The organism is Acinetobacter sp. SFD, assembly GCF_001647575.1.
Lineage (GTDB): Bacteria > Pseudomonadota > Gammaproteobacteria > Pseudomonadales > Moraxellaceae > Acinetobacter > Acinetobacter pecorum.
In genome coordinates this window covers 76,241-100,582 of record NZ_LSZJ01000016.1, presented here as the reverse complement: position 1 = coordinate 100,582, position 24,342 = coordinate 76,241, and the positions used below count along the sequence as shown (strand labels likewise).

20 protein-coding genes are annotated in these 24,342 nt (G+C 45.4%); 10 read left to right on the top strand and 10 right to left on the bottom strand.

The window, feature by feature from the left end:
- Positions 1 to 9: 9 nt before the first annotated feature.
- The 6 genes from AY605_RS13640 to AY605_RS13615 form a co-directional block, all read right to left on the bottom strand.
- Positions 10 to 1,695, bottom strand: coding sequence for a polysaccharide biosynthesis/export family protein (locus tag AY605_RS13640; RefSeq protein WP_064096921.1), 1,686 nt, complete (start codon positions 1,693 to 1,695; stop codon positions 10 to 12).
- Positions 1,696 to 1,698: 3 nt separating this feature from the next.
- Positions 1,699 to 2,796, bottom strand: a complete 1,098-nt coding sequence (locus AY605_RS13635; RefSeq protein ID WP_064096920.1) for a capsule biosynthesis protein — start codon at positions 2,794 to 2,796, stop codon at positions 1,699 to 1,701.
- A complete protein-coding gene (locus AY605_RS13630; RefSeq protein WP_064096919.1) occupies positions 2,786 to 3,448 on the bottom strand; it encodes an ABC transporter ATP-binding protein in 663 nt (220 codons plus the stop codon). The genes AY605_RS13635 and AY605_RS13630 overlap by 11 nt, the downstream gene beginning before the upstream one ends.
- Positions 3,445 to 4,272: an ABC transporter permease gene (locus AY605_RS13625; protein ID WP_064096918.1), complete on the bottom strand. Its 828-nt coding sequence runs from the start codon at positions 4,270 to 4,272 to the stop codon at positions 3,445 to 3,447. Before AY605_RS13625 ends, AY605_RS13630 begins: the two co-directional genes overlap by 4 nt.
- A gap of 206 nt (positions 4,273 to 4,478) precedes the next feature.
- Entirely contained in the window at positions 4,479 to 5,522 is a 1,044-nt protein-coding gene (locus AY605_RS13620; protein ID WP_064096972.1) for a phytanoyl-CoA dioxygenase family protein, read from the bottom strand.
- A gap of 504 nt (positions 5,523 to 6,026) precedes the next feature.
- Complete coding sequence (locus AY605_RS13615) at positions 6,027 to 7,727, bottom strand: NAD-dependent malic enzyme (protein ID WP_064096917.1); 1,701 nt, start codon at positions 7,725 to 7,727, stop codon at positions 6,027 to 6,029.
- Positions 7,728 to 8,020: 293 nt separating this feature from the next.
- On the opposite strand from AY605_RS13615, the gene AY605_RS13610 reads away from it, so the two are divergent.
- From AY605_RS13610 to AY605_RS13565, 10 genes are all read left to right on the top strand, one after another.
- Positions 8,021 to 8,983 carry an alpha/beta hydrolase gene (locus tag AY605_RS13610; protein WP_064096916.1) on the top strand — a complete coding sequence of 321 codons (963 nt, stop codon included), beginning with the start codon at positions 8,021 to 8,023 and terminating at the stop codon, positions 8,981 to 8,983.
- A gap of 356 nt (positions 8,984 to 9,339) precedes the next feature.
- Complete coding sequence (locus AY605_RS13605) at positions 9,340 to 10,851, top strand: aldehyde dehydrogenase family protein (protein ID WP_064096915.1); 1,512 nt, start codon at positions 9,340 to 9,342, stop codon at positions 10,849 to 10,851.
- 420 nt (positions 10,852 to 11,271) lie between these two features.
- Positions 11,272 to 12,387, top strand: a complete 1,116-nt coding sequence (ribBA, locus tag AY605_RS13600) for a bifunctional 3,4-dihydroxy-2-butanone-4-phosphate synthase/GTP cyclohydrolase II (RefSeq protein WP_005173756.1) — start codon at positions 11,272 to 11,274, stop codon at positions 12,385 to 12,387.
- Positions 12,388 to 12,405: 18 nt separating this feature from the next.
- Entirely contained in the window at positions 12,406 to 12,876 is a 471-nt protein-coding gene (ribE, locus tag AY605_RS13595) for a 6,7-dimethyl-8-ribityllumazine synthase (RefSeq protein WP_004280926.1), read from the top strand.
- Positions 12,877 to 12,880: 4 nt separating this feature from the next.
- Positions 12,881 to 13,330, top strand: a complete 450-nt coding sequence (nusB, locus tag AY605_RS13590) for a transcription antitermination factor NusB (RefSeq protein ID WP_005173752.1) — start codon at positions 12,881 to 12,883, stop codon at positions 13,328 to 13,330.
- Between the two features lie 17 nt (positions 13,331 to 13,347).
- Complete coding sequence (gene thiL, locus AY605_RS13585) at positions 13,348 to 14,265, top strand: thiamine-phosphate kinase (RefSeq protein ID WP_064096914.1); 918 nt, start codon at positions 13,348 to 13,350, stop codon at positions 14,263 to 14,265.
- Entirely contained in the window at positions 14,243 to 14,764 is a 522-nt protein-coding gene (locus AY605_RS13580; protein ID WP_064096971.1) for a phosphatidylglycerophosphatase A, read from the top strand. The genes thiL and AY605_RS13580 overlap by 23 nt, the downstream gene beginning before the upstream one ends.
- Positions 14,765 to 14,784: 20 nt before the next feature.
- A complete protein-coding gene (glmU, locus tag AY605_RS13575) occupies positions 14,785 to 16,149 on the top strand; it encodes a bifunctional UDP-N-acetylglucosamine diphosphorylase/glucosamine-1-phosphate N-acetyltransferase GlmU (RefSeq protein WP_064096913.1) in 1,365 nt (454 codons plus the stop codon).
- An 11-nt stretch (positions 16,150 to 16,160) separates the two neighbouring features.
- Entirely contained in the window at positions 16,161 to 17,999 is a 1,839-nt protein-coding gene (gene glmS, locus AY605_RS13570) for a glutamine--fructose-6-phosphate transaminase (isomerizing) (RefSeq protein WP_064096912.1), read from the top strand.
- Between the two features lie 59 nt (positions 18,000 to 18,058).
- Positions 18,059 to 19,435 carry a phosphomannomutase/phosphoglucomutase gene (locus tag AY605_RS13565; RefSeq protein WP_064096911.1) on the top strand — a complete coding sequence of 459 codons (1,377 nt, stop codon included), beginning with the start codon at positions 18,059 to 18,061 and terminating at the stop codon, positions 19,433 to 19,435.
- Between the two features lie 83 nt (positions 19,436 to 19,518).
- Here AY605_RS13565 and AY605_RS13560 read toward each other — a convergent pair whose 3' ends face one another.
- From AY605_RS13560 to AY605_RS13545, 4 genes are read right to left on the bottom strand one after another with little or no spacing between them, the layout of a single operon-like run.
- Entirely contained in the window at positions 19,519 to 20,397 is an 879-nt protein-coding gene (locus AY605_RS13560; protein WP_064096910.1) for a beta-1,6-N-acetylglucosaminyltransferase, read from the bottom strand.
- A 2-nt stretch (positions 20,398 to 20,399) separates the two neighbouring features.
- Positions 20,400 to 21,419 carry a UDP-glucose 4-epimerase GalE gene (gene galE, locus AY605_RS13555; RefSeq protein WP_064096909.1) on the bottom strand — a complete coding sequence of 340 codons (1,020 nt, stop codon included), beginning with the start codon at positions 21,417 to 21,419 and terminating at the stop codon, positions 20,400 to 20,402.
- A 1-nt stretch (position 21,420) separates the two neighbouring features.
- A complete protein-coding gene (gene pgi / locus AY605_RS13550; protein WP_064096908.1) occupies positions 21,421 to 23,079 on the bottom strand; it encodes a glucose-6-phosphate isomerase in 1,659 nt (552 codons plus the stop codon).
- A complete protein-coding gene (locus tag AY605_RS13545) occupies positions 23,079 to 24,335 on the bottom strand; it encodes a nucleotide sugar dehydrogenase (protein WP_064096907.1) in 1,257 nt (418 codons plus the stop codon). Before AY605_RS13545 ends, pgi begins: the two co-directional genes overlap by 1 nt.
- Positions 24,336 to 24,342: the final 7 nt, after the last annotated feature.

The window sequence follows — 24,342 nt, the reverse complement described above, 5'->3', positions numbered from 1 at the left end:
GGCTAATCATTAAAGATCCAACGCGACTTTGGCAGCCACTGCAATCTGATAGATCACCTGGGTGATCCCACGCGTCATCTCGATACCTTTGGTCTGGGCTTTCGGCAGCACTAGAATCTCGTCGCCCTGCTGGATTTTTGCAGTTTTACTGACCAGCTCTGCTCTACCATTCTGCCGGATCACAATCACTTTGGATTTATTCGATTTCTGGCTAAAACCGCCCACCTGCTCGATATAATCCCTAGCATTCAGTCCGTTACTGTATTCAATCCCGTTCGGGAAAGCAACTTCGCCATGTACCATGATGACCGAGGTTTTTTCCGGAATATAGAGGATATCGCCCTGTTCCAGGATCACATTCTGAAAAGAATCCGGATTGAGAACCACCTGTCCTTTAGGCTGCACCTGACGTGCTTTGACGATGAACTGCTTGACCAGTTCTGCATCACGCAAGCGTAAGGTGGCTTCTTCCTGGGTACTGGAGCGGGCATTGAAGGTGGTTTCCTCCAGCTTGTCCAGGGCAACATTCAGCATCTCTTTTTGTCGTGTGGCCACAGAGGCACGGTAAAGCTGTAAGGACTCGACTTCAGCCAAAGCATTAGGCTGCAGTTGTACCAGCACATCTCCGAGTCTGGCACCATAGGGCAATACAATGGCATGGGCACCATTATGTGCACCGTCAATCCGTACCTGAATAGTGCCTGCATAGCGGTCAGCTGTTACCGTAACCACATCACCATCTTCAACCGTGATATTCGGTGCCTGACTCAGCGAATAATATTCACTGCGGTATTCTGTACCCTGCCGACGCTGAATGCTGACATTGGTCGCGCCCGGTTTGAGTTTGGCAAAAGTCAGGGCCTGAGCCAGTGTGATGGCTGGAGAATTAAACTCAAAATCATTCTGGTTATAGACTTCACCCGAAACATTGAAGGTATGGGTTCGCTGTCCTACCACAATCACATCACCATCGCGAAAGGAAAAAGGCTGAATCTGGCCTTGTAACAGGAAATCATACAAGTCGACCTGCTGCACGGTCCGGCCATTGCGCAGCACCTTGATATTGATATAACTGCCACGTTCCGGATCTACTCCGCCAGCACGGTCCAGGTAAGCAATCACGCTATCATTGGACACACCACCATAATTCCCGGGCTGATTGACAAAGCCGGTAACCATGACTTTGACTGGCTGGGCTTGTTCCAGCGCTGCATATACGCCTACATTCGAGACATAAATACGCCGTACCTGTGCTTCAACTACCGATTGCAGATTACCGTTTCGAACACCGGCAACCCTGACCGGGCCTACATTGGGAATAAAAATATTGCCTTGGGGATCGACGGTTTGTGTGCCATTAAACTGATAGGCGCCCCATAGACGTAAATTGATATTGTCGCCTGGATTAATCTGATAACTGCTATTAAACGTCGAGCCTGCCGTAGAGGCAAAAGCCCCCTTAAAGAGCTGCGAACCAAACATCCGGTTTACTGTCGGGTATTTCATCGAGCTACCGGGAGAAAGCTCAACGATCGATTGACTATTCAGCAGCGTATTATTATTGGTACTGGCTGGCGCCAGATTTAGACTATTCAAATCCTGAGAGATTTCAGTAGGCAGCAGGCTGGAATCCAATGCATAGGTTTGTGCCGCACATGCCAATGATAAAACTGATAATAAAGCAATTTTTTTCATAATTTATTCCCTGTGCTCACGGATAATGGAATGGATCAGCAAGCCAATACCAAAAATGATATTCAATAACAGAAATGAGGTCAGGCTGATATACACTTTGCGTGGATATAAAGCTTCCTGCGCCAAACGCGGGGTGGAAATCACGATCAGCTTCTTCAGTTTACGTGAGGCTTCCAAACGCGCTTTTTCCAAAGAAACCAGGGAAATTTTATAAAGATCCGCTGCAAATTCGACTTGTGCTTTGAGTGCCTCAAAATCGGCAACATTTTTATTCAGCTTTAAATTATTCGGTGAAGTCAGTTTGGCATTTTCGGTATTGATCTGCTGTTGCAAGGCGGCAATCTGGCTACGTACAGCGATCACCTGGGCGGCTTCCGGGGTCAGGTAACTCAGCAAGGTGCGCTCTTCGGTTTTCAGTTGCGCCAGGCTACTTTGCAGACCTGCAATCAGTGTCGCTACCGCTTTGGCCTGTAATTCAGGATCGAAAATTTCATTTTCATTTTGATATTGAAGGACAGCCCGACGTGCCTGATCTAGCTGTGTAGCGGCATCGCTATACTGTTGCTGGGCAAAGACCTGCTGTTCTTCCGCGATGGCTTGCGAGATTTCATTAATGAAAGCATCACTCTGCTTCAGCAGTTCCTGATTCAGTTTCAATGAAAATTCTGGTGAAAAGCCCTGATCATGCACATGCAGCATCATGGTTTTTTCATCCAGTTCAACCTTGATCATCTTATTAAAGTATTTCACCAGATCTTCAATCGGTGCATCCTTGGGCAGGGCAAAGATCGGGTCATGGACGGATGAAAATTCTTCACGCAAATTCAGGGTCTGATCCAGTTTCTCAATCATGTCGCGCGAAGTAATGTACTCTTTAAGAATCTGTGAATCTTCACGGCTGGTATTGGGCATTCCCAGCAAAGCACCGATTCCTGAGGCATCTGCCACCGGGGTATCGGCGACCTGCTTTACCAGGACGATGGAAGAAGACTGGTAACGGTCTTTGGCAAAGGCGAACAGATAAATGACTATGATCACCACCGGGATCAGGACACAGCAGGTATAGGCGACCCAGAGTCGCTTATTTATTTTAGCTTGCATACGCTTTATAGACCTCTACTGCATCTTGCACATTATCAAAATATTCCGCCTGGCCATCTCGCACCAGAAAGGCAACATCACAATTACGGGTTAAATCTTTCAAGTCATGAGAGACCATAATAATATTTGAGTTTTCTTTGAGTTCATCGAGCAAAGCCTGACTTTTCTTGCGAAAAGAAGCATCCCCCACTGCACCGGCTTCATCCAGCAGATAATAATCAAAATTAAACGCCATGCTTAAACCGAAACCGATCCGGCCGCGCATGCCGCTCGAATAGCTTTTCATCGGCATATCGAAGTATTTACCAATTTCGGCAAACTCTTCAACGAACTTGACTACATGTTCAACTTCATCATGATGACTCACATAAAGTCTGGCCACAAAGCGTACATTTTGCCGGGCAGTCAGGCTGCCCTGAAACCCCCCGGACAATGCCACCGGCCAGGAAATGGTTTTATTGGTGATTACCTTGCCTGAATCGGCATAGTCAATTCCACCAATCACACGCAGCAAGGTACTCTTACCTGCACCGTTTTTCCCCAACAAGGCCACGCTTTTATTTTCCGGTAAAACTGCATTTAAATCTTTAAACACATAATGCCGTCCTTTGGGTGTGGCGTATGATTTTGTTAGATTTTTTAATTCAATCATTTTGATTTCACCATATGGCGTTCAAAGCGTTTATATAATAATAATCCGATGAATAAGGAGACAATGATCCATATGACAAAGTAACTCAAACTGATTCCGGGCACTAAACTATAAGTCGGCGCAACCGCATGGCGCATTAATTCGAAGATATGAATCAACGGGTTATAGAGTAAATATTCGCGATATTCGACTGGAACAATATGGATGGAATATAAAATCCCGGACAGGAAATAAAGAATTAAAAAGAACACCGAAAGAAACTTGTTCAGTTCCCTGGAAAAATCACCAATCACGATAAAAATCAGGCTACATGCCGTCATGAATAGAAATAACAGCACCCAGTAACCCAAAAGCTCAGGAATGTGTTCAAAACTGATGCTGTAACCAAACCACACAAATGCCGCGGTAAATGCAACATATGCAGTAAATTTAAGCAGAAATTCAAGAACATTCCGTGCCAGTAAGGCATCGATCGGTTTGACCGGACGGTAGCTGAATAATCCCCGGTTGGATTCGGTGGCACTGATCGCCAGGGTAACCCCTGTCCTGAACATAAAGAATGGAATAATGCCGTTAATCAAAAAAACCGGATAATCCATACCCGGCAAGGTCCTCTGCATGAGCGTACCAAACAGCACCACCATAATCCCGATGGTCAGCAGAGGCTCGAGAAAGACCCATAAATATCCCAAACGGTATTGACCAAAGCGGGTTTGTAACTCCCGAAGCAATAATGCACGTATAGATGCATACATCACTTGTAAACCACCTCGAGCTTTAAGCCGCGGGAGTTTTTTTAAGGGCATCTGTGACTGTGATTCCATTATTATTACTTGTAAATTTTTTATGTAAAATTTTCACTATCATACAGCGATCAATAGGCAGAAGAAAGTTAAACTCCTGAAAATATCTCTCACCATACTTAAGTTGTAGAAGGCCAGATTGAATAACAGATCGGCTTTATTTCCAGAGCAATCAGGAGTGCTTAGTACCATCCCATATGCATTCTCTAACTGAAACCCAACCCTACTTATTTACTGGTGAGAACGGCAGGATCAGTGGCACGCTTATTACCCACTTTCTTCCAGGGATTATTGCGCTGGAATTTCTTTTCCATAAAGTCCAGACCTGCCCAATATAAAGGCACTAAATTTGACTTCAGAAAGGGCAAGGAAAGTGGATCACCCCCCAACCAAGGCATAAATGGATTTCGACGTGCATAGGCCCATAGCTCAATCCTGACTGAAGGTTTGAGACTCTTTGCTCTGGCATGAAAACCATAGGTATCTGCAATCACCAGGGTATTTGCTTTTACAGCAAAAGCTTGCGGTTTTACATAGCCTAATTCCAGTATTTCACTTTCAGAGACTCGAAAAGAGCCTCGGCGGGTCATCACGTCAGTTTTTGCTGTGATTGCTTCAGATTTCTGCTGCTCCCAGTTCAATCGTGCAGGATTTAACAGATGCGAGCCGGGTACATACACAAACGGACCTTCATCTGCAGCGACATCTTCTAGAAATAACCAGGCTTTTGCACTAGGGTGAAAAGTATCACTGTGTAAATTCGTTTGCGGATCCGCTTTGGCTTTTCTGACATGCGAAAAGATGACTTGCAGATAAGAGATGGGCTGAACTTTAAAGCTGGCCACATAATTCAGCAGGTTTCTCCATTTCGCTGAATGCAGGAATTGTCGGGTTACCGGCATGTGCTTCAAGGTTTTGCCATCCAATGCCATACGGCGTGTTACCGTGTCCCCCTGTAAGGTTTCCCGTGTGTCCAGAGGCGTGGTCAATAATTCCTGTTTTAATTGCGAAAACTCTTCTGCAGCTAAAAAGTTTTCTCTGAATATAAACCCGTTTTTTTGAAAATTTTCAACGTCTGCGGGATGAATGAACTTCGCTAACTTTGATCTGCGTTGAGCTGCCATTTGTGCAGCAAACTGCACTCGAAAACGGTGTAAGCCGAGTTGGTTTAATCTGGAGTTTCCCAAGACAGAATTGGCTTCAAAGGATTTAGACTGCGTGAACAAAGCCATACTATCTAAGATAAATTTGCTTGGGGAGTGAATAAACATCTTGCCTAGTTCCTGAGCCACAGCTATTTTTTTTTGTTTTTTCTGGTCCAGTTTTTTAATATTTTCAAAAATATTTTTTTTAAATAAATTCAATGGAAGTAGCCTTATTCTATACTTGATTCATATTTGGAAAAATTATAACTAAAAACAAAGTTGTCCGTTAATACTTCTCTTCTCTCATTTACACCCGAACCCTTAAGCCTCTAATAAAATTGTCTTTATCTTTTTAAGCTGGAAGTCTGAGGTTGCAGTCTACTTTGCCTGCTTCAGCTGTAAGGCCCTGATCTTTTTTATGAGGGTTATTTTTATATTCGAACTCTTTCATCCACATTTTTCAAACATTAAAAAATTTTCAAGGGAGCCCCTTCTTGCGGAAACAAGAAGAGGCTTTAAATACTATTTAAAATAGTAATGTATGATTATTTCCTGATTAATCAAACAATCCTATTCTTGCCCGGGCATCAAATAAACTCAGGCTAGCACAGCAAAATTTATTTGACCTCATTAAAAGGTGCTTCGCTTATAATCACGGTATTTTGGCGTCCAGAAATTACGCTCAATTGCCTGCTGTAAGCTTTCCACACTGACTTTCGGTGCTACCCCGTCTTCAATCGCAGCAAGCGCTACTTTTAATGCAATCTGCTTTGAAATAGTCTGCAAACTATCTAGACTTGGCAGTAAATCTGCCTGAGGATCTTGCAGTTTTGGTGAACAATCAGCCAAAGCATTACTGGAAGCTATCAACATATTATCTGTCACACGCTTGGCACCCGAAGCAATCACTCCCAAACCTATACCCGGAAAAATATAAGAATTATTACACTGGGAAATATGATGGATCTGCCCCTGATAATTCACGGGAGCAAATGGGCTGCCCGTCGCAATCAGAGCCCTGCCCTGGGTCCATTGCAAAATATCTGCCGGCACGGCTTCTACCTGGGAGGTCGGATTCGACAGGGGGAAAATAATTGGTTGCATACTGTTTTCAGCCATGGCTTCAATCACTTCCTGAGTGAATAAACCGGGCTGTCCTGACACCCCAATCAGTACCGTCGGTTTGGCGCGCTTGACTACTTCCAGCAGAGAAATCATGCGTTCGGTATCTGCCCAGTTTTCTACATTTTCAAGCGGCTGTGCCAGTTTACGCTGGAAGTTCAGTAAATTCGGCTGATTTTCAGTAATCAGACCAAAGCGGTCGACCATAAATATGCGTGCACGCGCTTCAGCATCACTCAAGCCTTCAGCCACCATTTGCTTGATGATCTGTTCTGCAATCCCGCAACCAGCCGAACCTGCACCCAGGAATGCAACGACCTGATCTTTAAGCTGCTTGCCTGCTGCGCGCGAAGCAGCAATCAGACTACCGACAGACACCGCAGCGGTTCCTTGGATATCATCATTAAAACAGCAGATCCGATCACGGTATTTTTCCAGCAAAGGCATGGCATTTTTCTGGGCAAAGTCTTCAAACTGGATCAAGGCATCAGGCCAACGCTGTTGAATCGCCTGAATCACGGTCTCGACAAAAGCATAATATTCATCGCCGCTGATCCGCGGTTGGCGCCAGCCCATATAAATCGGGTCACTCAACAGTAGCTGATTATTGGTGCCGACATCGAGGGTAATAGGCAAGGTATAAGCCGGACTGATCCCGCCACATGCGGTGTAGAGCGCCAGTTTGCCAATGGGAATCCCCATGCCGCCAATGCCCTGATCTCCAAGACCCAGAATGCGCTCACCGTCCGTAATAACAATAACTTTCACATTTCTTTTACTAATATTGTGAATAATCTGGTCGATCTGGTCACGGTCCGGATAGGAAATAAAAATTCCGCGGTGACGGCGATAAATGTCAGAAAAGTGCTGACATGCCTCACCTACCGTTGGAGTATAAATAATCGGCATCATCTCGCTAAGATGATGTTCAATCAGATGGTAAAACAGGGTCTCATTGGTATCCTGGATATTCCGCAGATAAATATGCTTGTTAATATCACTGTTAAACGCACTATATTGCTGATAAGAACGCTGACTTTGTTCCTCAATCGTTTCGGTAACATGAGGAATCAAGCCATGTAAATTAAAACTTCTGCGCTCTTCTTCAGAAAATGCAGAGCCTTTATTGAGTAAAGGGAGTTCTAACAGAGTATTTCCAGCATAAGGAATATATAAGGGGCGCTTACTGTTCAAATTTTCTCTGGGCATTCTTTAACTCATCTAATCAATTGTCGGCAATCCTGCCAAAATAATCACATCACTTTGCTTATTTTATATAGCTTAGCCTGATTCTGAGCGGTTAGGTCATTTAGTAAATTGATAATACTTTTAGCAGGATTTTATAATCTGATAACACTCATTGTCCCGCATAGGTTCGGGGCTGATTTTAAAATGAACCGGTATTGGTATTATTAATTCAAGTGAGCAGCAAGTTCCGTTTGACAAAAAACTGCAGCTCATCAAGGATAAAGTATAATTTCAAGAAAACGATGAGTATAACAATGAGTGAACTACAGCCCCTTTATCAGCCCGATATCCTAGGGACAGGTTATGAGCAAGCGACCTTGAACTTTCCCGACGATTATGAGGGCAAGGTAGTCGCCACGCTGATCCGTAAAAAAGCGGCACAACCTACATCCAAAGCAGTTTTATATATTCACGGATTTATTGACTATTTTTTTCAGACTGAAATGACAGAGCGTTTTAATCAGCAAGGCTTTGATTTTTATGCGCTGGATTTGAGAAAATACGGCCGTTCGATTCTGCCGCATCAAAAATATTATAACGTGCATGATCTGTCTGAATATGATGCAGAAATTACCCAGGCGCTCGACATTATAGCAGCAGAGGGCCACGATGCTGCCCTGCTCTGTGGTCATTCTACCGGTGGTCTGATTACGACCTTATATGCAGCGCACCATCCGCAGCACCCCTTAATCAAAGCACTTTGGGTCAATAGTCCATTTTATGACTTCAACATGAACCCGATCAAACGCGCGCTGGGTCTCCCCCAGCTAAGCAGGCTGGCTAAAACCTTCCCGAATCTTAAATTTCCAAGTGAGTTAAACAAGTGGTATACCGCCAGTCTGCACAAGGACTTAAAAGGAGAATGGGACTTCAATCTGGACTGGAAAAAGACCCGTTACCCTAGAGTAAGGATCAGTTTTGTTCGTGCCATTCATGAGGCACAAAAGGAAATTCATCGCGGTGTTCAGATTGATATTCCGGTACTGGTCATGCATTCGCACCAAACGCTCAATCCTAAAAAATGGGGCAAAGCAGCACAGAGCAGTGATGTAATTTTAGGCATTAAAGACATTCAGAAATATGCCAAAAAAATCAAAGGTGATGTCACGGTTCTGAGTATTCAGAACGGTTTACATGATCTGGTACTTTCAGAGAAATCAGTACGTGAGCAGGTTTATCAGCAGCTGTTTCAGTGGCTGCATGACCAAGGCCTTTAAACACTTTAAATAAAGCAGCGAGGAGAAATGAAAATTTCATTCGTTTCTCCATTTTGGCTGTCTGGTAAAACCCGCACTATGGTGGGAATGTAAGCAAATACATTGAAAATATGCCAATCTTTCGACATTTTAAACTTCCATAACTCATTGTTTTTAAATTTAAGATTTGAGAATTTATAGCTTTTATTTCTCTAACGCTTGTCTCCAAATATTGTCTTTTGTAGCAAGCCTGTAAACAAACAACCGTCCGTCTTGTTCCCTCTTTATAGTAGAGCTGAATGCAGAAGCGCCTATATTTTTTGATCAGCAAAATGCGCTCAGCCTGCACCACTAACAATCATATAAAGGAATAGATTATGCGTTATGCAGATCCCAATACTGACGGTTCAAAAATTCAATTTAAAGCACAATACGATAATTTCATTGGCGGCGAATGGGTCGCCCCGGTCAAAGGCGAATACTTTGACAACATCTCTCCGGTAGATGGCAAGGTCTTTACCAAAGTGCCGCGTTCCTCTGTAGAAGACATTGAATTGGCGCTTGATGCAGCGCATAAAGCCAAAGAGCAATGGAACCGGTCATCGCCGACCACCCGCTCCAATATTCTGTTGAAAATTGCAGATCGTCTGGAACAAAATCTGGAAATGCTGGCCGTGGCTGAAACCTGGGACAATGGTAAGCCAGTCCGCGAAACACTGGCTGCCGATATTCCTCTGGCCATTGACCATTTCCGTTACTTTGCTGGCTGTATCCGCGCGCAGGAAGGCGGTATTTCCGAAATTGATGAAGATACCATTGCCTATCATTTCCATGAGCCGTTGGGCGTCGTGGGTCAGATTATCCCGTGGAACTTCCCGATTCTGATGGCTGCCTGGAAACTGGCACCTGCTCTGGCTGCGGGTAACTGTATTGTGCTGAAACCTGCGGAACAGACTCCGGTCAGTATTCTGGTGCTGGCTGAACTGATTCAGGACATTTTGCCACCGGGCGTGTTGAATATCGTCAATGGCTATGGGGTTGAGGTGGGTCGTCCACTGGCGACCAATCCCCGTATTGCCAAGATTGCCTTTACCGGCTCGACCGCAGTGGGTCAGCTGATCATGCAATATGCCACCGAAAATATTATTCCGGTGACCCTCGAGCTGGGCGGCAAATCCCCAAATCTGTTCTTTGCCGACATCATGGATCAGGAAGATGACTATCTGGATAAAGCGCTGGAAGGCTTTGCCATGTTTGCCCTGAATCAGGGTGAAATCTGTACCTGCCCTTCCCGTGCCTTGGTACAGGAAAGCATTGCAGATCAATTCTTGGAACGCGCGGTTGAGCGTGTGAAGCGCATTAAAACCGGTCATCCACTCGATACCGACACCATGATTGGCGCGCAAGCCTCACAGGAACAGCAGGACAAGATTCTGGGCTGTATTGCCACTGGCCGTGAAGAAGGTGCACAAATCCTCACCGGTGGTGAAGCACGTCAGGAAGTGGGTCAAGGTTTCTATATTGAACCGACCATCTTTAAAGGCACCAATGACATGAAGACCTTCCAGGAAGAAATCTTCGGGCCTGTACTGGCTGTGACCACCTTTAAAGACTTTGATGATGCGATCAAGATCGCCAACGATACAATTTATGGACTCGGTGCCGGGGTCTGGTCACGCTCAGCACATACTTCCTACCGTGCCGGTCGCGCCATTCAGGCGGGTCGGGTCTGGACCAACTGTTATCATATCTATCCTGCGCATGCGGCTTTCGGTGGCTATAAAAAATCCGGGATTGGCCGTGAGAACCACAAAATGATGCTGGATCATTATCAGCAAACCAAAAACCTGCTGGTGAGCTATTCAACCAAGCCTGCCGGTTTTTTCTAAAAAATAAAGTCAATCTAAAGCGGGCTTCGGTTCGCTTTTGATCCCCTGATCTTCATTTTTTAATATCAGGTAAAAATTTTCTGCTATTTCCCTGCCTGCTCCTGTCAGTCCAGCTTCAAAATTCTACTGGCTGAACCAGTGAGGATAAAACCTGGGTAAAACATCTGCCGAATGTCTGCACTTATATTAACTTCACCTAAGTTTCTCATTTTTTATGCTTTTTGTTTGTTCAAAAATTCCGCATAAAGTTCAGGCTTTCATTTAAAGTTGGCTTTTCATGTTTATTAAGACTGTGTATAACAATGGACCACTAGAGGGAAAACAATAAGCATAGGCAAAATTGCGCAAAAAGCGTTAGACTATGTACCCAATAATGTCATGATTCGGTCTGATCAAGATCAAAAAAGAAGGTGAAGGTTGATGCCGCTCAATACTGTTGAAGAGCTTGTAGCAGATATCCGTGCAGGAAAAATGGTCATCCTGATGGATGATGAAGATCGTGAAAATGAAGGTGACCTGGTCATTGCTGCCACGCACGTACGTCCTGAAGACATCAACTTCATGATCACCCATGCACGCGGTCTGGTCTGCCTGACTTTAAGTAAAGAGCGTTGCCAGCAGTTAAATCTGCCGTTGATGGTAGATGCCAACGGTGCTCAGCATGGAACCAATTTCACCCTGTCGATTGAAGCAGCCAAAGGTATTTCTACCGGTATTTCTCCGGCTGAACGTGCGCACACGATTCAAACTGCAGTGGCTGCCCACGCCAAACCGGCAGATATTGTACAGCCAGGACACATCTTCCCGTTGATGGCGCAACCAGGCGGTGTATTGCACCGTGCCGGGCACACCGAGGCAGGTTGTGACCTTTCCCGTTTAGCAGGACTGGAACCCGCATCAGTCATTTGTGAAATCATTAATGAAGATGGCACCATGGCGCGCCGTCCGGATCTGGAAGTCTTTGCTGAAAAGCATGGCCTGAAAATCGGAACGATTGCCGACCTGATTCATTACCGCATGACCAATGAACAAACGGTTGAGCGTATCGATCAGCAAAGTATTGATACTGAATACGGCAGCTTTGACCTGTACCGCTATCGTGAACTGGGTAATCCGGATATCCATCTGGCCTTGGTCAAAGGTGAGCCTAAAGAGGGCGTGACCACAGTGCGTGTACATGGTTTTAACCCGACCCGCGACTTGCTCAAACTGAAAAAACAGGATGGCGAGCCAGCCTGGAACCTGGATCGTGCCCTGAAAGAAATTTCCAATAGTGATCGTGGTGTCCTGGTCTGGATTGGCCAACGTCATTTACAGGATTTGGGCCCGGCATTAGATACCCTGAAAACACCAAAAAATGTAAAATCAAATTCTGCACTGTCTCAGCAGTATCAGACCATTGGTGTGGGTGCACAAATTTTGCGTGATCTAGGCGTTGAAAAAATGAAGCTGCTGAGCTCTCCATTACGTTTCAATGCCCTGTCAGGCTTTAACTTAGAAGTGGTGGAATACATCACCGCACAACAAACATCTTAAGAAATCATCGAGGTTGTTATGGCAGTTCGCCGTATTGAAGGTATGTTACATCTCGCGAACGAAGACCGTTATGCGATTTTAGTTGGTCGTTTTAACAGCTTTGTGGTTGAACATCTGTTAGAAGGTGCTATTGATACATTGAAACGTCATGGTGTATCAGAGGATAATATCACTGTTGTTCATGCACCTGGTGCCTGGGAGCTTCCTGTGGTTGCGAAAAAACTGGCAGCTTCAGATCGTTTCGATGCCATCATTGCGCTTGGCGCTGTGATTCGTGGCAGCACGCCTCACTTCGATTTCGTTGCAGGCGAATGTGCCAAAGGTTTGGGCGTTGTTGGCCTGGACACTGGCTTGCCTGTCATTAACGGTGTACTCACTACGGATAGTATTGAACAAGCGATTGAACGCTCTGGAACAAAAGCAGGCAATAAAGGTAGCGAAGCTGCCCTGACTGCGATTGAAATGGTTAACTTGTTAAAGGCTATTTAACGCTATGTCGCAAACACTTCAAGCAACTTATGCAGCAAAACGTAAAGCACGTCGCTTTGCTGTACAAGGAATTTATGAATGGCAGATGAGCCACAATCCGGTGCATGAGATTGAAGCACGTACGCGTGTGGAAAATGCCATGCACAAAGTGGATCTGAGCTATTATCATGAATTGTTGACTCAAGTGGTTGCCAATCATGAAGAGCTGGATGCGCTCTTGGTTCCGGTACTTGATCGCGAACTTTCAGCACTGGATGGTGTTGAGCTTGCAACCCTTCGTCTAGGCGCTTATGAACTCAAGGAACATCTTGAGATTCCATATCGCGTGGTTCTGGATGAAGCAATCGAACTGGCTAAACATTTTGGCGGTGCTGACAGCCATAAATACATCAACGGTGTATTGGATCGTTTAGCGACAACCTTGCGTGCAGCAGAAAAACAGCAGTCTAACTAATAGCGTAGATATGTTGGATGGCTGAATTTTCGATTATCGACACCTATTTCAATCGCAAGAATGCCAATTCTGTCGATTTAGGCGTCGGTGACGATTCAGCCTTGCTCACCCCCCCGCCTCAGCAACAACTGGTCATCTGTGCCGACACTCTGGTTGCTGGACGCCATTTTCCAATAGACACCAATCCGCATGCGATTGGCTGGAAAGCCGTGGCTGTCAATTTATCTGATATTGCCGCGATGGGCGCAACTCCACACAGTATTTTACTCGCATTGAGCCTACCCCAGATTGATCATGACTGGCTAAAAGCTTTTAGTCAGGGCCTATATGATTGCTGCGATCAATTTGGGGTGAGTTTAATCGGTGGTGATACCACTCAAAGTCCTCATTTAACCCTGTCTGTCACTGCATTAGGCTGGGTTGATATTGGCCAGGCTGTGCCACGCTCAGGGGCCAAACCGGGTGATCTGGTCTGTGTCAGCGGCACCGTTGGAGATGCGGCTTTTGCACTACAGCATCTTGGCCATCCGCTACAGCAACGTCTGGACTATCCAACGCCACGCTGTCAGCTTGGTGCTGCTCTAAAGGGACTGGCCCATAGCATGATTGATGTCTCGGATGGTTTGGCTCAAGATCTTGGACATATTCTCAAAGCTTCTCAAGTCGGTGCCAGGCTGCAACTTGAAAACCTGCCAATCAGTCCTGCCTTGCAGGCATTAGACGATGCACAAAAATGGCAGTATGCACTGGCAGGTGGTGACGATTATGAATTATGTTTTACAATAAGCCCGCAAAATTACGAAAAATTATTGCAAAAACAACTTGATGTTTCGATTAGTATGATCGGCACAATTCAGCAGCAAGACGGCTTAACTTTTGAAAAAGATGGCACAGACCATTTATTTCAATTTAATGGGTATCAACATTTTGCATAAACCTGCGATCAATTTTAAAGCCATGTCATGGACCGACCGACTGATTGTATTTAGTGGGGTAGGATTTGGTTCTGGCCTCATTCCCAAAGCACCAGGTACTTTCGGTTCGGCCTTTGCACTTTTATTTATCCCTATCTGGCTGCATCTTGGTTTTTTAAACAGTGTTTTTGCCATTGCTATCATGTCCCTGATTGGCATATATATCTGCGGACATACTGCCAAGGTTATGGGAGTTCATGATGATGGCCGCATCGTCTGGGATGAATTTGCCGGACAATCTATTACCTTCTTACCACTGATTTATTTAGGTCAGATGAACTGGTTATGGTTGCTGGTCGGTTTTGCCCTGTTCAGATTATTTGATATCTGGAAACCCTGGCCGATCCGGGTGGTTGACCGACAGGTCGACGGAGGCTTTGGCATTATGCTGGATGATATTATTGCCGGTCTTTGGGCTGCTCTTTATATTTTGCTTTATTTTTACTTCATCGTGGCATAAGCCATATTTAGGATTAGAACATGTCAACGACTGTTATTATTCTTGCTGCAGGTAAAGGAACGCGCATGCGCTCTAGCTTACCGAAAGTATTACAACCCCTTGCAGGACGTCCTTTACTGGGTCATGTCATTGAAACGGCAAAAAAATTAAACGCAGATAATATTATTACCATTTATGGTCACGGCGGTGATCGGGTTCAGTCAGCATTTACACAACACGCTATTAAATGGGTAGAACAGGCTGAACAGCTCGGTACCGGTCATGCAGTGCAAATGACCCTGCCTGTCCTGCCTCAAGATGGCGTATCACTGATCCTCTCCGGTGATGTACCCTGTATTAATCCTGTGACCTTGCAAAAATTACTCGATGCCACTACAGCAACCGGCATTGGTCTGGTAACCCTTACCCTGCCAGATGCCAGTGGTTATGGTCGTATTGTCCGTGAAAATGGTGAAATCCAGGCCATTGTGGAGCACAAGGATGCTTCCGAAGAACAGCGTCAGATCAAGGAAATCAATACCGGTATTTATGCCGTCAGCAATGCTAAATTACATGAATGGTTGCCAAATTTAAGCAATGACAATGCGCAGGGTGAATATTACCTGACTGATATTGTCGCGATGGCTTTGGCAGATGGTATGCAAGTTGCATCGGTAGAACCTGAGCAGGCTTTTGAAGTTGAAGGGGTAAATGACCGTGTACAGCTCGCTGCTTTAGAGCGTCAGTTCCAGTCTTATCAAGCCAAACAGCTAATGCAGCAAGGTGTACATCTGGTTGATCCTAGCCGCTTTGACCTGCGTGGCAATTTAACTGTCGGCCAGGATGTCCGCATTGATATCAATGTGATTATCGAAGGTGATTGCGAGTTGGGCGACAACGTTGAAATTGGCGCCGGCTGTATTATCAAGAATACCAAGATTGCAGCTGGCACCAAGGTTCAGCCATATAGCATTTTCGATAGCGCCATCGTTGGGGAAGATACCCAAATTGGACCTTTTGCACGACTACGTCCGGGCGCACAACTGGCCAATGAGGTGCATATCGGTAACTTTGTTGAAGTTAAAAATACCACGATTGGTCTAGGCTCTAAAGCCAACCACTTTACCTACCTGGGTGATGCAGAAGTTGGCAGTGGTTCAAACATCGGTGCAGGGACCATTACCTGTAATTATGATGGTGCAAACAAATTTAAAACGATTATTGGTGATCAGGCCTTTATTGGTTCGAACAGTTCATTGGTTGCACCTGTGAGAATTGGCAATGGTGCCACAGTGGGTGCAGGCTCGACGATTACCCGTGATGTGGAAGATAACAGTTTGGCAGTAGAGCGCTCTAAGCAATTTGTCAAAGAAAACTATCCACGTCCGCAAAAAATCAAGAAATAAGGGGAACAAATATGTGTGGTATTGTCGGTGGCATTGCGGAACGTAGTATTACCAATATTTTGGTTGAAGGCTTAAAACGCCTGGAATACCGTGGTTATGATTCAGCAGGTTTGGCCCTTATCAACAATCATCAGGTCTTACGTGAACGCCGTGTCGGCAAGGTTTCCAACCTTGAACAGGCGGTGAATGAATCAAAAATTAGTGGTTCACTCGGCATTGCGCATACACGCTGGGCAACCCATGGTAAACCGACTGAAGAAAATGCCCATCCGCATATTTCTGAAAATGTGGCAGTGGTGCATAACGGAATTATCGAAAACTATCAGGAGCTCAAGGATGATCTTGAAGCTTTGGGCTATGTGTTTACCTCACAGACCGATACTGAAGTGGTTGCCCATTTGATCAATGATGCGCTGAAATCTACCCCGAGCCTCTTAGAGGCTGTACGCCAAGTGGTTCCGCAACTGAAAGGTGCTTATGCTCTGGGCATCGTGCATACGGATCATCCAGATGAACTGATTACCGTGCGTGAAGGTTCGCCACTGGTGATTGGTGTCGGTATTGGTGAAAACTTCATTAGTTCCGATCAGTTGGCATTACTTCCAATTACCAATCGTTTTATTTATCTTGAAGAAGGTGATATTGCCCGTTTGACCCGTACCACCATTGAAGTCTTTGTCGATGGTCAACTGGTCGATCGTCCGGTCAAGGAACTGGATGCTGCCGTCAGCAATGCTTCTAAAGGTGAATACAAGCACTATATGCTCAAGGAAATTTATGAGCAGCCGGAAGCAATCCAGCAGACCATTTCACAAGCATTGAATGGTCATGAACTGCGTGAAGACTTCCTGACCAATGCAGAACATGACTTCTCAAAAATCCAGCAAATCCAGATTATTGCCTGCGGTACCAGCTATCATGCCGGTATGATCGCCAAATACTGGTTTGAACAGCTGATTGATCTGCCTTGCCAGGTCGAGATTGCCAGCGAGTTCCGTTATCGCACTCCGGTGATTGTGAATAATACGCTATATATATGTATTTCCCAATCCGGTGAAACTGCCGATACCTTGGCTGCCTTGCGTGATACACAGAAACGTGCAACGGCCAAAGGCCTGGACATTAGCACGATGACGATCTGTAACGTGGCAACCTCTTCGATGGTACGTGAAACAGATTTCAGCCTGCTGACTTTAGCTGGTCCTGAAATTGGCGTGGCTTCCACCAAAGCCTTTACCACCCAGCTTGCCGCCTTGATGCTGTTGGTGCTGAAAATCGGTTCTGTAAAAAATACTATTTCTACAGAAAAAATGACAGAAATTACCACAGGACTTTGGCATATGCCTAAAGTCATGCTGGATACCTTGCGTCATGATGATGAAATTTTACGCCTTTCAGAACTGTTTGTTGAAAAGCAGCACTGCCTGTTCCTGGGTCGTGGTACGCACTTCCCGATCGCGCTGGAAGGTGCACTCAAGCTGAAAGAAATTTCATATATTCATGCGGAAGGTTATGCTGCAGGTGAACTGAAACACGGACCATTGGCACTGGTCGACAATGACATGCCGGTGGTGATTCTGGCACCACAGGATGACATGCTGGATAAACTGAAATCCAATATGGAAGAAGTTCAGGCGCGTGGTGGTGAACTGTTTGTTTTTGCTGATGAGCACAGTGGCATTAAAGCCAAAGAGCGCAAGCACGTAGTCCATATTCCGGCAGTCAATGCAGTACTGGCACCGATTGTGTATAGCATCCCGGTGCAGTTACTCTCTTATCATGTGGCAGTGCTACGTGGTACGGATGTGGATCAGCCCCGTAACCTGGCAAAATCGGTTACTGTAGAATAATTAAAATTGAATCGAGGCTGGGAAACCGGCCTTTTTTCTTCTAAATGGAGAGCCTCTAAATGACAAAATTGACTTGCTTCAAAGCCTATGACATTCGCGGCAAACTGGGCACAGAACTCAATGAAGAAATTGCCTACAAAATTGGCCGGGCTTATGGACAGATTTATCAGCCTAAAACAGTAGCCATTGGTTGTGATATACGACTCAGCAGTGAAGACCTAAAACAGGCCACTATTCGCGGCTTGAATGATGCCGGGGTCAATGTGCTGGATCTTGGCATGACCGGGACTGAAGAAGTTTATTTCGCAGCTTTCCACCTGGATGTCCAGGGTGGTATTGAAGTTACTGCCAGCCATAATCCGATGGACTATAATGGCATGAAACTGGTGCGTGAAAATGCCCGTCCGATCAGTGCAGATACCGGTCTGAAAGAAATTCAGGCCTTGGCCGAATCAGGGCAATTCATTGAAGTTAGCCAAAAAGGTCATACGGAAAAATATAATATCCTGCCAGAATTTATCGACCACCTGATGACCTATATCGATCCGGCAAAAATCCGCCCGATGAAACTGGTGATGAATGCCGGTAATGGTGCCGCAGGTCATGTGGTGGATGCGCTTGAACAGAAGTTTCAACAACTACAGATCCCGGTTGAATTTGTCAAAATTCACAATGAGGCCGATGGTAACTTCCCGAATGGCATCCCGAATCCAATTCTGGTTGAAAACCGTGATAGCACCCGTGATGCGGTCATTCAGCATGGTGCGGATATGGGCATTGCCTGGGATGGCGACTTTGACCGCTGCTTCCTGTTCGATGAAAAAGGGCAGTTCATTGAAGGTTATTATATTGTTGGCCTTCTGGCACAGGCATTCCTGCTGAAGCAGTCTGGTGAAAAAATTGTCCATGACCCGCGTCTGGTCTGGAATACACTGGATGTGGTGGAGCAGTATCAGGGGATTACCGTCCAATCAAAATCAGGTCATGCCTTCATTAAAGATGTCATGCGTGAACATAATGCGGCTTATGGCGGGGAAATGAGCGCCCATCATTATTTCCGTGATTTTGCTTACTGTGACAGCGGCATGATTCCATGGTTACTGGCTATGGCGGTACTGTCTGAAACAGGAAAATCCTTATCTTCTCTCGTGGAAGAAATGATCGCCAAGTTCCCATGTTCAGGTGAAATTAATTTTAAAGTGGCCGATACCCAGGCAACCATCCAAAAACTTTTCGATCATTATGCCGATCAAAAACCAGAAATTGACCAGACCGACGGCGTCAGCCTGAATTTTGGTAGCTGGCGTTTTAATGTGCGCGCCTCCAATACTGAACCATTATTGCGTTTGAATATTGAAAGCCGCCGTGATCATAATCCACGCCCAATGCAGGACTATGTCGATGAGCTGATCCAGCTGATCCAGGGCGAAGCTTAAGTCCTCAAAAAAACCTGAAAACAGTATCCTTTAAACCAGAGAAAAGACTCCAGTTTTTAGGGTACTTTTCCGGCCTGAAGCTTTTATGGAAAATGTTTTTCGAGTATATCCACTGTTATATTTGTATTCATTTTTCGCGCAAACAGCATGCCTGACTGCTTCATTTTATCAAAATCAGAAACATCTAAAGTTCTTGGATAATCTGGCCCGGAATCCCAGTCAATATATCTTAGCCCTGTTTCACAATCCTCTATCCTATGCTGGGCATGATAGATGCGTTGCTGAAAATGGGAATTATAAATAATGGTATGGAAAAAGATTTCATCTGCACAGAGTGAAGATTTAAAGGTTTTTGCATAATCCGGATTCGCTTCCAGATAATCTAGAATAAATGTCACCGCCTGATCGGTGAGAGTAATCCAGTTTGAACCTTTATATAGTTTAGGTAAATGAGAAATATCCTGTTTACGGAAGTGCCGGCAATACCATAATGCCCATCTGTTCAGGAACTGAAATAATGGTGATTTAGCTTTCTGATACATAATCGGTAAATACAGGACATTAACCCGTTGTTTCACATCATCTGCTAAATCATCATGACCCACAAACTCGGTCTGTTTCTGATATTCTTTTTCTAGAAATAATTCTCTTGCTGTATTGGAACATAAAGGAATGTCATCTCCAGACAGGAAGAAAAAATAGCCGTAATCATATTTTTGCGCTTCCTGCAGGAGTTTTAACATGACTTCAATTTGGCTATAGCTGCCCCATCGTACATCTGTCCGGTCTGCTAAAAAATATACCTGATCATGCTGTCCGAATTGAGTATGAAATGGGGCAAGGTCGGCTTTCTGATCGACATGAATAAGAATAATACTATGAGGACTTTTCAGCAGCTCATTCACCAGGAAAACCAGTGAATGGGTAAGTTGATGACAAATAACCCCATAAATAAAATTCATATCTATGATCCATATCCTTTGGGATTCTGCTTCTGCCATTTCCAGCTATCGGCGAGCATATCCTCCAAGCCATATTCGGGTGTCCAGCCCAACTCTTTTACTGCACGCGCATTGTCTGCATAGAAACTTGCCAGATCACCGGCACGTCGTTCAGCAAACTCAAATGGAATCTGGATCTGATTCACTTTCTCAAAAGTATCTTTCAGGGTTAATACCGATATCGGTTGGCCCATACCAATATTCCAGGCCCGGCAGCCTTGATGATTTAAACGATTCTGAATGGCTAAAACATGTGCTTTCGCCAAATCCACCACATGAATAAAGTCACGTTCACAGGTACCATCAGCCGTGTCGTAATCATTCCCGAAAATACACAGCTTTTCACGCAGACCTACCGCCACTTGCGTCACAAAAGGCATCAGGTTATTGGGAATACCCAATGGATCTTCACCAATCTGTCCGCTTTTATGCGCACCGACCGGATTAAAATAACGCAACAAAGCAATGGACCAACGTTCATCTGCAATCGCTGCTTTTTCTAACATCTGCTCAACAACCAACTTGGTGTAACCATAATTATTATTCGGCATATTTAAGGGCATGTCTTCCTGATAGGGAGACGGATTATTTTCCCCATATACCGTGGCTGAAGAGCTGAAAACCAGTTTAAATACCTGTGCGCGCTGCATCGCCTGAACCAGACTGATGGTACCGGCAATATTGTTGTCAAAATAGGCCAAAGGAATCTGCTGACTTTCACCAACGGCTTTCAGTCCGGCAAAATGAATCACTGCATCAATCGAATTTTGCTGAAAGACCTGATCGAGTAACTGGCTATTCCGAATATCACCTTCCACAAAGGTCAGACTTTTCTGGGTTAGCTTTTCTACACGGTTTAAGGATTCAGCTGAGCTATTACACAGATTATCCAGTACAACGACCTCATGTCCGGCATTCAGCAATTCCACACAGGTATGTGAACCAATATAGCCTGCCCCGCCTGTGACCAGAATTTTCGCCATTTTACTTTCCTAATAGAACCTTAATAAGGCCTTGGGTAGACCCATCCAGACCACTCAAGTCAGCCTGCTCACCATTCAGAATGGGCAATAACTGGTTGGCAATTTCCTTGCCCTTTTCCACGCCCCACTGGTCAAACGGATTGATATTCCACAGCACCGACTGGACAAATACCTTATGTTCATAGAGTGCAATTAGCATGCCCAAACTGTATGGATTGAGCTCCTGCAATAACAGGGTACTGCTCGGCTGATTGCCTTCATACTGCTTATAGGCCGGCAAGCTCGCCAATTCAGTCTGATCTAAGGCTTCATTGCCAAAAGCCAGTAAGCGCGATTGCGCCAGACAGTTGGATAAGGCCAAATGATGTTGTTCTACCAATGCTTCGGCACTGTCTACATAGGTATATTGCTGGCTGTTATAACGCTCTACCGGCGCAATAAAATCACAGCTGACTGACTGCGTACCCTGATGCAATAACTGATAGAAGGCATGCTGGGCATTCGGTCCTACTTCTCCCCAGATGATCGGGCAGGTATCGAACTGGACTTTTTCGCCATTGCGCTGGATTGACTTACCATTTGATTCCATTTCCAGCTGTTGCAGATAGGAGGCAAAATATTTCAGCCGGCCGTCATAAGGCAGAATTGCATGGGTCTGAATATCCAGAAAATTGGTATTCCATGCCCCCAAAAGTCCCATCAGCACCGGAATATTGCGTTCAAAAGGCTGGTACTGGAAATGCTGGTCCACGGCATAGGCACCCGCCAGCAGCTGCTTGAAGCCTTCAATCCCGATACTCAGGGCAATTGGCAGTCCGATACAGGACCAGAGTGAATAACGCCCGCCAACCCAGTCCCAGAGCAGCAACTGGTTTTCCGGCGCGATACCCCACGCGGTCATTTTTTCCGGCTTGGTCGATACTCCAATAAAATGATGCTTAAGAATATAGGGATGCTGGCCTAAAGCCTTTTCCAGCCATAAGCGTACCGTTTGTGCATTGGTCAGAGTATCAATGGTGCCAAAGGATTTGGAGGAAATAATAAACAGTGTCGTTTCCGGACGCAGCTGATGCAACAGCTCGGACAGCTGACTGCCATCCATGGTCGAAACAAAATGTACATTGAGTGGCTGGGCAGACTGGTATTTAAAATCAGATAAAGCGTGCGTGACCATCAAGGGTCCTAGGTCCGATCCGCCAACACCAATATTGACCACATCCTGAATTACCTCCCCGGTGGCACCGCGGCGCTGTCCGGCATGAATCTGTTCCACCAGGGCATACATCCGTTCCAGCTGGGCATATACATCCGCTGCCAGATCAGCATGCTGTTGATCCTGTTTAGGCAGGCGCAGTGCCCAATGCATGGCAGCACGCTGCTCGGTATAGTTGATTTTTTGATTGGAAAATAGGGAGCCAATCCAGGATCTGAGGTTCTGTGCATCCGCCCATTCGATCAGGCCCTGCAGCACATTTTTATTAATTCTGTGTTTGCTATAGTCAAACAGCAGTTGTTCAAACTGGATAGAATATCGATTAAAGCGCTCCGGGTCAGCAGCAAATAGCTCCCGCAAATGCTCAGACTGAAGCTGTTCTTTGTTCGAGGCGAGTTTCTGACACACAGTTTCAGTGTCGAGATTTGGATTAAAATGGCTCAACATTAACGTCCTACCCCAATATAATTAAAACCACGTATCTTGACATACGTCGGATCATACAGATTACGCCCATCCAGAATCAGGGGATGCTGCATCAACTTGATCAAATACGGATAATCCGGACTGCCATACTGTTTCCATGCCGTAATCAGACACAAGGCATGCGCCCCTTCCACGGCCTGATACTGGTCTTTACACAGGATCAGGTCTTCCCGTGGCCCATAGACCTTTTCAATATTTGCGATTGCCTGAGGATCATGCAGCTTGACCGTCACGCCTTGTGCCCACAAAGCGGTCAGCATGGCATGTACCGGAGACTGCTGGATACTTGGGGTATTTTCCTTAAAGGCTGCACCCCAGATCGCAATGACTTTACCCTTCAAGTCTCCACGGAAATAGTTCCAGAGTTTACGAAACAGTAATTCTTTTTGCTGTTCGTTAATGTCCCAGACCTGTTCCAGCAGCTGGTTTTTCACTCCTGAATCTGCCACGGCGTGAGTAAGCGTCCGGATATCATGGGAGAAATTCTCTCCACCAAAACCAACGCCAGGGAACAGATAGGCAGAACCAATCCGGTTATCTGCAGCCATGCCTTGCCGTACCTGTTCAATATCAATGCCAAGCTTTTCTGCCACACTGGCCAGATCATTCATATAACTGATCCGGGTGGCCAGCATGCCGGAAATACTCAGCTTGGTAAATTCGGCATCCAGCACCGGCATAAATAGATACTGCTGCGCGCGTGGAAATAATGGGCGTAAGAGTTCTTTGATTTTAGGCTGGATATCTGCATGATCACAGCCCACAATCAGCTGGGTGGCCTGAGTAAAGCTACGCAGTGCATTCCCTTCCTGAATAATATCTGGCAGATAAATCCAGTCATCATTCGGCAGCAACTGCTGAAAGCGCTGCGTGCCATGCAAGCCAAAGGTTGAAGCATTAATCATCAGTTTGGGATGGGCAAAACAGGCATGCCGGATGGTGTCCAGCATCTGAAATGCCTGCTGTTCTTCAGTCGCATTAAAACTAAAGAAAAAAACATCCTGATTAAAATCCAGATGTTGAAAATCACAACAGTTTAAAAAGCCAGATTTTTCCTGTTTTTGCAGTAATTGTTGTAGAGATTCATCCTGGAAATAGGGCCGGGCCGACTCATCTGCATTGAAGCTGTTACACCAGACCACCTGGTGACCACATTCAGATAAAAGAGCCGACATGACTCCGGAAAATAAGGTTTTTCCCAATACTGCGACTTTCATAATTTTC